Raw genomic sequence first — 13,032 nt, 5'->3', positions numbered from 1 at the left:
ATTTCAATCTGGCTCAAAGCGGACATTACAATTTGGGGCTAACAACACAACTGCGTCACTTCGCTTTTTATGTTAAATGATATCTTGTTGATCTGATGATATATTTGCCGTGCAGCCAACAGCCCAAGGTGGAAGGGCCATCTTCCTATGGATAATGGCATGTGATGAGAGATAACAAATCTGGAAATGGAACATCGAAAGGACTATGAGCCAAGAAATGACAGTGCGTGAAGTGCAAGAGGCGGGGCCACAAAACAATGCCGAGCGGCAGCGCCAACATGTAAAACGCAAGCAGGAGACCCATACCCGGCTGCAATGCTGGATCAGCAATCGCCACGCCGAACGATTGGCCGCACTGGGTCTTCATCTCGAAGACAGTCAGGCATCACTCATCGAGCAGGCGATCGATCTGCTCTACCAACATGAGCTGGGTAGAGAACCTCCGTTTGAAAACAGAGTCGCCACACTGGTCGAAGAGACCGTTGAATAGACACAAGAGTGAAGTAACAGCGATACGTGAAGAGATAAAAAAAGCCAGGTACGAATTCCTTGTACCTGGCATAGGGGAATTGGCTCCTTGCAGAGCCGTGCGCTAACTGGTGTTCGGATTGCCTTAAGCTTAGACAAGGCTCAAGGCTTTTCAAGATCCGAAGAAAAGTTCAACCAGAGTGTGGGTATTTCAGACTCGTTCAAGTGCCTATGCACCGAACGGCACACTACGCATTGAACAGATTATTGTCACGCACCAGCTCGCGGGGGAGGGCATTCTTGACCCGACTACCCACCCATTTCCCCATGCCAAGGGTATGCCCCTGATAGCGGACGATCACCTCGCCAACGCCAGCAGCCAGCTCTGGCCAGACGTCCCGACCCATCATGAATTCCCGCGCATTGGCGCTATCCAGCTCGACCACGCCCTTGCTCGCTTTATCGCCATAGGCCAGTGCCCACTCATGAGTGAGGCGATAGCCTTTCTTGAAGGTCTCGGCCAACTTGATGCCGATGCGATCGAAACGCAACTTGCCCTGCACCTGATCAAACCGCTGGGGGAAGAGCCAGATCTCGTCATTGCGGCCAAACAGCTGACCCTGCGGTGCCACCCCGAAGTTGGCTTCAATCTCGCGCAACATTGGTTCAGCCTCTTTGGCAGGAAGCGGTGCAAAGGGGAATTTACCTAGCTTGCCCGGCTTGAACATGGTGTTGGGCACCGAGTGATGCTTGCGCAATCTGGCCACGAAAAAACCTTCACTGTCGAAGATCTGGGGCCAAACGTGCAGGTATCCTTCGGATGTACAGGCCTGCTCTGCATGGGGGAACAGGTCTGCCAACGAATCAAAACTCAAGGCATCGCCAAACTTGTCCAGCAGGAATTGGCAGACCGCTTGGTTCTCCTGCTCACTCAAGGTACAGGTGGAGTAGACCAGCACACCACCCGGTTTCAAGGCATGGAAGGCGCTCTCCAGCAACCCTTGTTGCACCGTCGCAATCTCGTCGATGCTCTCGATGCTCCAGTTGCGCAGCGCATCTTCATCCTTGCGCACCGTACCTTCACCGGAGCAGGGGGCATCGAGCAGGATGGCATCGAAGGTCTCCGGCAACCACTGGCCAAATACCTTGGCATCAAAATGGGTCATCCCCACATTGGTCACGCCGCAGCGCTGGATATTGGCGCTGAGCACTTTCAACCGGCTGCTGGAAAACTCGTTGGCAACCAGCATCCCCTGATTGTTCATCAGGGCGGCTATCTGGGTGGTCTTGGAGCCGGGGGCCGCCGCTGCATCCAGCAACATACCATCCGCTTTGATCTTGTCGCTGGCAAAGAGCGCCGTTACCGGCAGCATGGAGCTCGCTTCCTGAATGTAGAAGAGCCCGCTCAAGTGCTCGGCGGTGTTGCCAAGGGGGACGGTTTCATCGCTGCGGGTCAGCCAGAAGCCGGTATCACACCAGGGCACAGGGTCGAGCTGCCAACCCAGTGGCTCCATCAGGGCGACGAAATCCGAGACGGCTATCTTCAAGGTATTGACCCGAATGCTGCGGCGCAGCGGACGTCGACAACTGGCCACAAAGTCATCCATCGAGAGATGGGCCGGCATGATGGTCGCAATGTGGCGTAAAAAGTAATCGGGAAGGAAGGTGTTGTCGTGCACTGTGCCGTCTCGTTGACCGAAAAAGAGGGGCGATATCCTACCACAAGGCTAAGAATATTCTGAATCTGAACCCTATCAACAGGCACCGGAATATAAAAAAACCCGGCACAGTGCCGGGCTTGGATGAGATACAAAGGGAAGAGATCAGGGCTGGATACGCGGACTCCACTCCAGCCACTCTTTCTCGGCCTTGCCGTAGAGCGGATAGCTGTGTCCTGCCTTGACGGTTGGACCCATCTCTTTCTCCGGGGTATTGAAGGCAATGCCGCCGGCCAGCAAGCTCTGCACCGTCTCCACTTCGATAGTGCCGCCGGTCAGGCCGATATCCGCCTTGACCCCGGAGACATTCCAGAAACGAGAATTGGCCCGCACCAGATGGGCATACTCCTGATCCACGTTGACATCGATCACCACCTCGCTGCCATCCCGAGCCAGCGCCACCTTGGTGACACTGCCCACCACCATCTTGCGAAACAGCAGCGGACTGCCGACGCTCAGGCCATTGACGGAGGGGCTCTTGAGGGTCAGGGCCAGACCCAGAGGGCCGGTCTGACTCAAAGGGAAAAGCTCTTTGCCAGCGCCTTTACCGGGTTGTGCCTCTACAAACGCCCCCTTGATCAGGGTATCGAGGTGAGCGACACCGCCCAGCCCCAGCTTGGCCTGCACCAGAGTAAAGCGGGCGCCGGACTGCAGGAAACGCTCGGCGTAGTGGCCATCGAGTTCCGCCTTGAAGATCACCTGACCCAGTGACGGCTCCAGCTCGATCTCTTCAATTTTGCCGATATCGACACCACGATAGCGGATCGGGCTGCCAATCCCGAGCCCCGGATTGCTCTCTGCCACCAGTGACAGCTGGCGCACCTTGGCCTTGGCTTGCTCCCTGGAATCGAACAGTTGATGACTGCTGCGGCCATTGGCCAACCGATCGAACTCGATGGCACCGCGCAGCAAGGTACCGAGGTTGCCCACCTTGACCTGCACACCATCGACCCGCACCTTGGTGTCGATGGCCGGTTTTTTCCAGAACTGGGGTTGCTGGGCGAGGAGGGGAGCATAGACGCCATCAATTTCTAGCTCGATCTCGACCCCCTCTTTGGCGGCGCGCAGCTGTTTGACCTTGCCCGCTTCCAGCCCCAGATAGAGCACAGGCGAGCCAATGCCAATGCCATCGGCTTGATCTGCTTTGAGCAACCAGCGCTGCGGCTTGGCATCACGGGTACCGAGCAGTGCCAGCTCCTGACTCGGGTAGAGACGGTTAATCCGCTCGCCACTGCTGGCTTGTACCAGCTTGATCCCGCCCCCCAACCAGGCACTGGCCGGACTGGTTTCTACTTTGATGCCGCTCAGATCGGCATCGATCTGCAACGGGGCGGCACGATAGAAGCGGGCACGGTTGAGCAGGTGACCATAGTTCGGCGCCATCACCAGCTCAACGCTGGCATTGCCGCGCGCATCCAGGGTGAGCTGGCTGATACGGCCCACCTGCAATCCCTTGTACCAGACAGGTGCATCCTGATTGAGCCCCGCCAGATCGTCAGCCTGCAGCGTCACCTTGGTACCGCTCTGGGGGGCGCGATCGGTCAGGGTCATCTTCTGTACCTGTTTGCCCGCCACATAGTCGAGGCGAATGGCCGGGCCGGAGAGCAGGCGATCTGCATGCTGCACACCGGTCGCGGAGAGGGAGACACTCTCCCACACCAGTTGACTCTTGTCGGTAATGCGATAAGCCTGCTCCGGGTTGATCAGCGCTGTGACCACACGGCCTTTGTCGGTGAGGCGAATGGGGTCGATACGACCGATCTCGATCCCCTCATAGAGGATGGGCATCCCCTCCTTGACCGGAAGATCGCCAGCTGCAATGTCGATACGCTCGCCGCGCGCTGCTTCCGCCAGCCCTTTATAAAGGACGAAAGTCTGTCCCTTCTCAGGTTCCGGTGAATCTTTGGGCGAGTCAAAGGCAATGCCGCCGCTCAGGATGGAGGTGAGGCTGCCAGCCTCCACGCTCACCCCGGCCAGACTGAAGGAGCCCTTGATGCCGCTGATATTCCAGAAGCGGGTATCGGCTTTGACCAGATGTTCGAAACGTGGCTCGATCACCAGATCCAGAATGACGTTCTGGTTGTCCTGACCCAGACGGGTATTGATGACGCTGCCCACCTCGATACCGCGGAAATAGAGCTTGGCGCCAATCCCAACCGAACCCAGCGAATCGGCGGTCAGGTGCAGCATGCGCCCCTGAGCCTGATAGCCGGGAGGAGGGCCCTCCAGGGCATCGAAGGTCTCCTCCAGCGGATTGCTTTCACGCCCCGGTTGCAGGTTGATGTAGTTGCCGGAGACCAGGGTATCGAGGCCGGAGATCTCGGTGAGCGACGCCTTGGGGCTCACCAGCCAGAAGTCGGATCCCTTGCGGATCAGCGGTCTGGCTCGGCTGTCTATCTTGGCCATCACCGCAATCTTGCGGCCATCTTCAGCCAGCTCCAGCTCCTGCACCACACCGATGGCCACCCCCTGATAACGAACCTGGGTTTTACCCGGCAAGATGCCGTTGCCCTGGGCGAAGTTGATCTGGATAAGCTGACCACGGCTCAATACCTGCTGATAGAGAAAGCCACCTGCCAGCAGCAGGGCTATCAGGGGTAACAGCCAGACCGGCGATAGCCAGCGGCGTTTTTCGATGACGGGTTCAGCCCCGATCATAGTGACTCCTTATTGGCTGGATTAAACAGCACATCAGACAAAAACAGAGAAATCATCAACGGGCCGCCTTGTCCCACAGTAAACGGGTATCGAGCATGCGGGCCGACATCATGGTCAGCACCACCACACCGGCAAAGGCGGTGGCCCCCGGGCCTGCGCGGACACTCAGCAGCACACCCCGATCGACCAGTGCCACCATCAGCGAAATCACGAACAAGTCCAGCATCGACCAGCGACCGATAAAATCGATCACCCGATACATCACCAGCTGGCGCTTGCGCCGCACCGGTTTGGCCCGCTGCAACTGCCAGCAGATCCAGCCCAGCCCCAATATCTTGCCCACGGGTACCAGTATGCTGGCGGTGAGGACTATGGTGGCAATCCCGCTCATTTTGCTGCGATAGAGCATCATGATACCGCTGAAGATGGTATCTGACTGCAGTAACCCCTTGTTGTAGAAATGGGTTATGGGCAACAGATTGGCAGGCAACAACATGAAGGTGGCGAGCGCCAGCAAGCTCCACGACCAGGCGAGGGAGCGGGGGATGCGCACCTGCAATTTGCTGCTGCAACGGGGGCAGACTGCCCCGGCTTGATAGCGCACCAGCAGACCGCAGGTATGGCAGCGGCAGAGTCCCATCTCACGGGCGCTGGTCATGTTCCGGCTCCTTTAACGGGATCCGCGCCCAGTAGGGGGCGGGGTCAAACAGGATCAGCAGGGTCATGTTGAGCAGCATCAGAATGCCGAGGCTGAGCAAGCCGCCACCGAGGCGCACATCGGCGATGTCGATCAGTTTGAACAGGGCAACCAGCAAGCTGACGATATAGACCTCCAGCATGGCCCAGTGGCGAAACACCTCGACCAGCTTCAAAGTGACGGGAAGAATGTGGCAACGTTTGGCCAGACCCGAAGCCAGCACAAAGATCCCCGCCAATAATCCCACTGGCGCCAACACGGCGCACCAGAGCACCAGGCTGGCCACCCACCATTCGCCCTCGCCAAACAGCACCAGAATACCGCGCAGCAGGTCGGCGTCGGTGTTGACCCCAGCCAGCCGCAGATAGATCAGCGGTTCAAAAAAGGCGGAGGGCAGCAGCAGAAATCCGGTGATGGTCAGGGCCATCAACTGGGAGGGACGAAAGGCATAACGGCCATAGAGATGTTGGTGACAACGCGGGCAGTGGGCATGGCGACGCAGCGGCAGTGCTTTGCGCTGGATCAGCAAGTCGCAAGCCGGACAGACAATCACGGAACCGGGCTCCATCATACAATTCAACCTGTTGAAGGAATTGGTGAAATTTACCCTAAAACCGGTTTCCTGTCTTGCCTGCGGCCGGAATGTTACGAAAGTATAATTGACGTTGACGTAAACGTGATATTAGATAGCCAGACTAGACAGGTGAAAGGAGTCATGATGTCCAGTTTGTCCCCCTCGGCAGGCCTGCGCTTTCGCACCGCCCTTGCCAATGAACATCCCCTGCAGATCGTCGGCACCATCAATGCTTATATGGCGCTGATGGCCGAGCGCAGCGGTTTTCAAGCCATCTATCTCTCCGGTGCCGGGGTAGCCAATGCCTCCTACGGCTTGCCGGATCTAGGCATGACCTCCCTCAACGATGTGCTGATCGATGCCGAGCGGATCACCGCAGCGACCCGAGTGCCACTGCTGGTCGATATCGATACCGGCTGGGGCGGGGCATTCAATATCGCCCGCACCATTCGCGCGTTCGAGCGAGCCGGGGTTGCCGCCGTCCATATGGAAGATCAGGTGGCCCAGAAGCGTTGTGGTCATCGCCCCAACAAGGCGGTGGTCACGCTTGAAGAGATGTGTGATCGGATCAAGGCGGCGGTGGATGCCCGCGAGAATAGCGAGTTCGTCATCATGGCCCGCACCGATGCACTGGCGGTGGAAGGGATGGAGTCGGCTCTTGAACGCACCGCTGCCTATGTGGCAGCAGGTGCCGACATGATCTTCGCCGAGGCGGTGACCGAGCTGGCCCAGTACGACCAGTTCAAGCAAGCGGCCAACGTGCCGATCCTCGCCAACATGACCGAGTTCGGCAAAACCGAGCTGTTTGACAAAGAGCAACTGGCCGCACACGGGGTCGACATGGTGCTCTACCCGTTAAGCGCCAACCGCGCCGCCAATCAGGCCGCCCTCAACGTCTATCACCATATTCGCCAGGATGGCCATCAAAGGGCCGTCGTGGAGACCATGCAGACCAGGGAGTCACTCTACGACTTCCTCGGATATCACCACTACGAGCAGACACTGGATCGTCTGTTTTCAGCCAAGGAATAGGAGGCAGCTTATGGGACAGCAAAAACCGTTGGGTGGGGCAGGTCTGCGCGGGCAGAGTGCGGGGGAGACCAGTATCTGCACCGTGGGCAAGAGTGGCACTGGTCTTACCTATCGCGGCTACGACATCAAGGAGCTGGCCGATAGTGCCCAGTTTGAAGAGGTCGCCTATCTGCTGCTCAAGGGGGAGTTGCCCGGTGAGCAGCAGCTTGACGCCTACAAGCGCGAGCTGCGCCGCCTGCGCGCCTTGCCCCAGCCGCTGCTGGAGGTACTGGAGCGCATTCCCGCCGATGCCCATCCCATGGATGTGCTGCGCACCGGCTGTTCCATGCTCGGCGATCTGGAACCGGAAGATGGCTTCGAGCATGAGCATGAAGTGGCGGATCGGCTGCTGGCCGCCTTTCCGGGCATTCTGATCTACTGGTACAAGTTCAGCCACGAAGGGGTACGCATCGCCCTCGATACTGATGAAGAGTGTATAGGTGGCCATTTCCTTGCGCTGCTGCACCAGAAGGCGCCGAGCGAGCTGGAGCGGCGGGTGATGCATGTCTCCCTTATCCTCTACGCCGAGCATGAGTTCAACGCATCCACCTTTGCGGCGCGGGTCTGCGCCTCGACCCTTTCCGACATGTTCTCCTGTATCACTGCCGCCATCGGTACCCTGCGCGGCCCGCTCCACGGCGGTGCCAACGAGGCGGCCATGGCAATGATCGAACATTGGCAAGATGAAGCACAGGCAAGGCGCGAACTGCTGGCCAAGCTGGCGGCCAAGGAGAAGATCATGGGCTTTGGCCACGCCATCTACCGCACTTCTGATCCGCGCAACGTCATCATCAAGGAGTGGTCGGACAAGCTCGCCGAGGCAGTGGGGGATGATCGCCTCTATCGCGTCTCCTGCGAGGCGGAGAAGGTGATGTGGGAAGAAAAAGAGCTCTTTCCCAATGCCGACTTCTTCCATGCCAGCGCTTATCACTACATGGGGATCCCGACCAAGCTGTTCACGCCTATCTTCGTCTGCTCGCGGGTCACCGGCTGGTGCGCCCACGTGATGGAGCAGCGCGAGCACAACCGGATCATCCGCCCGAGCGCCGATTATGTCGGCCCGGCCCCCCGTCACTTTGTCTCTCTACAACAACGATAAGGAAATCACGATGTCCGCCAACGTCGACGTCAACCACAGACCCGAGCCCGATCAGGTACTGGTCGATATTGCCGATTATGTCTGCAACCACCCCATTACCAGCGAGGCGGCTCTCGACACCGCCCGCTACTGCCTGATGGACACTCTTGGCTGTGGCCTGCTGGCCCTGCGCTTTCCCGAGTGCACCAAACACCTTGGCCCCATCGTACCCGGCACCCTCGTACCCCACGGCGCCCGAGTGCCCGGTACCCAGCTCTGCCTCGACCCCGTCAAGGCAGCCTGGGACATCGGTGCCATCATCCGCTGGCTTGATTACAACGACACCTGGCTGGCCGCCGAGTGGGGTCACCCCTCCGACAATCTTGGCGGTATTCTCGCCACTGCTGACTGGCTCTCCCGTACTCGCGTGGCAGAGGGCAAGGCACCGCTCACCATGGCTGATGTGTTGGTGGCCATGGTCAAAGCCCACGAAATTCAGGGTGTGCTGGCGCTGGAGAACTCCTTCAACCGGGTGGGTCTCGATCACGTGGTGCTGGTCAAGGTCGCCAGTACCGCCGTGGTGACTCATATGCTTGGCGGCACCCGTGATCAGGTGATCGATGCGATCTCCCAGGCCTGGGTCGATGGCCAGAGCCTGCGTACCTACCGTCATGCCCCCAATGCGGGTTCCCGCAAGAGCTGGGCGGCGGGGGATGCCACCTCCCGGGCGGTGCGCCTCGCCCTTATCACCATGAGCGGCGAGATGGGTTATCCCGGCGTACTGAGCGCGCCAAAATGGGGTTTCTACGATGTGCTGTTCAAGGGCAATCAGTTCGCCCTGCATCAGGGGTACGGCAGCTATGTGATGGAGAACGTGCTGTTCAAGATCTCGTATCCCGCCGAGTTCCACGCCCAGACTGCGGTGGAATGCGCCATGAAGCTGCACGCTCAGGTGAAGGGGCGGCTCGACGAGATAGACCGTATCGAACTTACTACCCATGAGTCGGCCATTCGCATCATCAGCAAGGTCGGCTCCCTCAATAACCCGGCCGATCGGGATCACTGCCTGCAATACATGGTGGCGGTGCCACTCATCTTCGGTCGCCTGATTGCCGAGGATTACGAGGACGATGTTGCCGTCGATCCCCGCATCGACGCGCTGCGTAGCAAGATGGTGGTACAGGAGGACAAACGCTACAGCCGCGAATATCTGGAGGCGGATAAGCGATCCATCGCCAACGCCATCCAGATCTTCTTCAAGGACGGCACTCACACTGCCAAGGTGGAGGTGGAGTACCCGGTCGGCCATCGTCGCCGTCGGGAGGAGGGGATCCCGCTGCTGGTGGAGAAATTCCAGCACAATCTGGCCACCCGCTTCCCGGCCAAACGGGTCAACGACATTCTGGCCCTCTGTCAGGATGGACATCGCCTTGCCGCCACCCCGGTACACGCCTTTATGGATCTGCTGGTGATCTGACCGGTCTTGCATTGGCCAACATATCGGCAAACAGTGATAAACGAAAAGCGGGCTCATCGGCCCGCTTTGTTATTCCAGCGGCTGATCCCTCGATAAGCCTTACTCAAGCGCACTGCTGTCGCCGTTAAAGAGCGCCGTCATGATCGCCGTCTCGCGACTGGCAATGGTCTCGAGGAACTCGTTGGCACGCCCCATCTGATGACACACCTGATAACCGCGCTCGACAAAGGAGAAGAGCTCGCCAAGTCCCGCCAGATGGGCGGGACCTGACACCAGCTTGAGGGTTGTCCCCAGCAGCGGTTTTCTCGCTAGCCTGTCCAGCGTCATGCCAAGCTCGCTCACCAGCGCAATCTGATGTTCCCGGCGCGCCTGTTCACCCACGGCACGATAGGCGATGGTGTAGTGGTCTGGCGTGATGGGATCAATACCATCAATGCGCCGCAGCGCCACCACCATCAGGTAGTCCAGCTCTTCGGAGAGGGCATCGAGCTCGATCGCTTGGGCCAGCACCTTGAGGCCGGACTCCGGCAACAGCCGCTCGGCGGTCGGCATCACCCGCATCACGTCCGCATCGCGGCGGGCACAATCCCCCGGGCCATAGAGATCGGTCAGGAAAAACTCGGCGGCAGGGCCGTAGCGGTCACTCTCCAGCAGATCACGATGGGTCCGCCCCAACCGGTCGGCCTGCCACTGGCGTAGCCGATCCCGATCCTGCTGATCTTCCGGGTGGGCACGCATCTGCTCGCGCAAGGCTGCAACCCGCTTGAGCTGGCGGTAGAGCCGACCCAGGGTGCTATCGTCGTCGTGGGCATGTTCTTGATGCGTCATCTACAGCTCTCTGGCCTTGGGCCCATTGATGGGGATTGGGTGATACGAAGGTACAAGTGAATGAAAAACAAGCAGCTTTTGCTGACCGTTCCGTGACAAGTGTAGCGCGCACGGGGGAGGGAATAAATGCCATGCCCCGCTGATGGCCTGCATCCCTCTCGACTCTGTTAAGTGAGTCCCATTTATGTGAACCATCCTTTCATTTGTTGTGAACATGTGTTTAATATCAATAACTAACTTATGACCCAGAGTAACGACCATGTTCTTCAACTCGCTCGCTGGCAGCAGCGCACTCTCTATCATTCAGATCAGCCGTCAGCATCCGCTGGGACTGGCCGCCGCCCGGATCGCGGCCGAAGCCATAGCTGCGGACATGAGCGAGAGCTATCAACTCGATTGCGAATGGGCGGATGAAGAGGAGACCGAGCTACGCTTTCGCGGCTCAGGGGTACATGGCACTCTCACCCTGGACGAAGATACCCTGGAACTGGAAGTGCATCTTGGTTTGATGCTGTTGCCAGTACGCAGCGTGCTGGAGCAAGAGATCCTCGATTATGTCGACAATCGCTTACCTTGCCCCAAACGTGTTTGAAACTTTTCGTTGCACTGGCTTTAAAGAAACCAGCTGTAAACGATGGTTGTTTGAAATAAGTTGGCAAGCCATAAGGTTTGTCAGATTTATTATCCGGCGAGGTCTCGATTCTATTTTGTAAGTAATATTTCATCTTTATTTCATATTTCGAGTCGGCACTCATTAATGTCATTCTGATTGCATCAAGCCTTCATCCGGATATGAGGGAAGGAGCAATTTGCCGCCTCGGTAAATTCATTTTGTAGGGAAACAACCATGCCACTGAGTGAATTTATCTCCTGCGTCGATACCGCCTGGTTACGCATGGACAGACCCAACAACCTGATGCAGATCATCGGTGTCCTGATGTTTGAAGGAGAGCTTGATGAAACGCGTCTGCGGGCCGGATTACGCCACACCATTTCGGTGCAACCCCGCTTCCATCAGCGGGCCGTGCTGGAGGGGGGCTCCTACTACTGGCGTCATGATCCCGATTTCGATCTCGATCAGCACCTCAAGCGAGTGATCCTGCCGGGTGAAGCAGGCAAGCTGGAGCTGGAGAAGCTGGTGGCCGATCTCGCCTCGACGCCGCTCAACCACCAGCGCCCCCTGTGGGATATGCACCTGACCGACACTTCGCTGGGTGGGCAAGCGCTGGTGGTGCGCATTCACCACGCCATGGGCGATGGCTTCTCGCTGGTACGGGCCATGCTGACCATGATGGATAACACCCCGGAAGGGTCGCCGCGACCACCGTCACCGGAGCCACTGGATGACAGCGATGACGAGGATGAGGAGGATTGCCACCAGGGCAGCCGTCTGGTGCGGGCCGGTCTCAAGCTGACCGGTAGCCTCTGGTCCAAATATGTCGAAGTGGTCACCCATCCCACCAAGGCGGTGGATTACCTCAAGACCGGGCGCGATCTGGCGAGCGAGCTGTGCAATATCGCGACCCTCGGTGATGATTCACCCTGCCGCCTGCGGGGCAAGACCACCAGCACCAAGCGGGTGGCCTGGTCGGAGCAAATTGATCTGCCGGATATCAAGGCAGTGGGCAAGGTACTGGGCTGCTCGGTCAACCATCTGCTGATCGCCGCCACCGCAGGGGCGTTTCGCCACTACATGCAGGAGAAGGGGGATGATGCCAACAAGGTCAAGATCCGCGCCCTGGTGCCAGTCAATATGCGTGCACCGGACGATGAGGGGGCGCTGGGCAATCGCTTCGGGCTGGTGGCCCTGGACTTGCCACTGGATGTTGAACACCCGTTACAGCGGCTCTATACCGTACGTGACCGGATGCAGGCGCTGCGCACCTCGCTGCAACCCGTGGTAGTGCTCAACTTGTTACATGCCCTTGGCATGGCACCCAATGCGGTGCAGCAGCAGGCAGTCGAGCTGCTCACGGCCAAGGCCAGCGCGGTGATCACCAATGTGCCTGGCCCGCAGCAGACCCTCTATCTGGCTGGAGCAAAATTGCGTCAGCCGCTGTTCTGGGTGCCGCAATCGGGGGATATCGGCGTCGGCGTCTCCATCCTCTCTTACGATCACAAGGTGCAGCTTGGCCTTATCACCGACAAGAAGCTGGTTCCGGATCCGGATCGGGTGGTCGAGCGGTTTGCAGTGGAATTCGAGCAACTGCTGTTGCTGGTGCTGATGGAGCCGGAGCTGTTGTTTGACCCCAACGGGCTGGATGCGCTGCTCGGTTGAGCGTGCACTTAAGCGACCGGTGACGGCGTAGCCAACCGGTCAGCATCCATCATAAAAGAGGCCAACCCGCGGGTTGGCCTCTTGTTTTACTACCTCTTAGTGGCAGGAGTGGCGGTTAATCCTCCAGCTCCTCGCGCGCCGCCTCGGTAATCCCCCCGAAAAACTGAGGTGCTCATAAGTAGAAT

At 58.6% G+C, this 13,032-nt stretch carries 11 protein-coding genes; 6 read left to right on the top strand and 5 right to left on the bottom strand.

Annotated elements, in window-relative coordinates:
* The first annotated feature begins 217 nt into the window (after positions 1–217).
* Positions 218–490, top strand: coding sequence for a RepB family protein (locus L972_RS15585; RefSeq protein WP_407060763.1), 273 nt, complete (start codon positions 218–220; stop codon positions 488–490).
* Between the two features lie 226 nt (positions 491–716).
* Here the strand turns inward: L972_RS15585 and rsmF are convergent, their stop codons facing one another.
* The 4 genes from rsmF to L972_RS15565 form a co-directional block, all read right to left on the bottom strand.
* Entirely contained in the window at positions 717–2,147 is a 1,431-nt protein-coding gene (gene rsmF, locus L972_RS15580; RefSeq protein ID WP_047439370.1) for a 16S rRNA (cytosine(1407)-C(5))-methyltransferase RsmF, read from the bottom strand.
* A gap of 144 nt (positions 2,148–2,291) precedes the next feature.
* Positions 2,292–4,844: an MlaD family protein gene (locus L972_RS15575; RefSeq protein WP_047439368.1), complete on the bottom strand. Its 2,553-nt coding sequence runs from the start codon at positions 4,842–4,844 to the stop codon at positions 2,292–2,294.
* Between the two features lie 55 nt (positions 4,845–4,899).
* Complete coding sequence (locus L972_RS15570) at positions 4,900–5,502, bottom strand: paraquat-inducible protein A (RefSeq protein ID WP_047439366.1); 603 nt, start codon at positions 5,500–5,502, stop codon at positions 4,900–4,902.
* The gene (locus tag L972_RS15565) at positions 5,486–6,112 is read right to left on the bottom strand and encodes a paraquat-inducible protein A (RefSeq protein ID WP_047439364.1); all 627 of its coding nucleotides are present in this window, start codon (positions 6,110–6,112) and stop codon (positions 5,486–5,488) included. Before L972_RS15565 ends, L972_RS15570 begins: the two co-directional genes overlap by 17 nt.
* 147 nt (positions 6,113–6,259) lie before the next feature.
* Between L972_RS15565 and prpB the strand changes: the two genes are divergently transcribed.
* Genes prpB through L972_RS15550 form a run of 3 tightly spaced genes read left to right on the top strand, consistent with a single transcriptional unit; the run spans position 6,260 to position 9,741 of the window.
* Positions 6,260–7,147 carry a methylisocitrate lyase gene (gene prpB, locus L972_RS15560; RefSeq protein ID WP_047439363.1) on the top strand — a complete coding sequence of 296 codons (888 nt, stop codon included), beginning with the start codon at positions 6,260–6,262 and terminating at the stop codon, positions 7,145–7,147.
* A 10-nt stretch (positions 7,148–7,157) separates the two neighbouring features.
* Positions 7,158–8,285, top strand: a complete 1,128-nt coding sequence (gene prpC, locus L972_RS15555) for a bifunctional 2-methylcitrate synthase/citrate synthase (RefSeq protein ID WP_047439361.1) — start codon at positions 7,158–7,160, stop codon at positions 8,283–8,285.
* A gap of 10 nt (positions 8,286–8,295) precedes the next feature.
* The gene (locus L972_RS15550; protein WP_047439359.1) at positions 8,296–9,741 is read left to right on the top strand and encodes a bifunctional 2-methylcitrate dehydratase/aconitate hydratase; all 1,446 of its coding nucleotides are present in this window, start codon (positions 8,296–8,298) and stop codon (positions 9,739–9,741) included.
* A gap of 99 nt (positions 9,742–9,840) precedes the next feature.
* Here L972_RS15550 and L972_RS15545 read toward each other — a convergent pair whose 3' ends face one another.
* On the bottom strand, positions 9,841–10,569 hold the full coding sequence (locus L972_RS15545; protein ID WP_047439357.1) for an FFLEELY motif protein: 729 nt from the start codon (positions 10,567–10,569) through the stop codon (positions 9,841–9,843).
* Positions 10,570–10,828: 259 nt separating this feature from the next.
* On the opposite strand from L972_RS15545, the gene L972_RS15540 reads away from it, so the two are divergent.
* Together L972_RS15540 and L972_RS15535 are read left to right on the top strand one after the other, a co-directional pair.
* Positions 10,829–11,161, top strand: a complete 333-nt coding sequence (locus tag L972_RS15540; RefSeq protein ID WP_019446402.1) for a polyhydroxyalkanoic acid system family protein — start codon at positions 10,829–10,831, stop codon at positions 11,159–11,161.
* Positions 11,162–11,416: 255 nt separating this feature from the next.
* A complete protein-coding gene (locus L972_RS15535) occupies positions 11,417–12,847 on the top strand; it encodes a wax ester/triacylglycerol synthase family O-acyltransferase (RefSeq protein ID WP_047439355.1) in 1,431 nt (476 codons plus the stop codon).
* Positions 12,848–13,032 lie beyond the last annotated feature (185 nt).

The organism is Aeromonas sp. ZOR0001 (assembly GCF_000801015.1).
In the GTDB taxonomy this organism is placed as follows: Bacteria; Pseudomonadota; Gammaproteobacteria; order Enterobacterales; family Aeromonadaceae; genus Aeromonas; species Aeromonas veronii.
The sequence above is the reverse complement of the archived record's forward strand: the minus strand, read 5'-3'. Positions and strand labels throughout refer to the sequence as shown.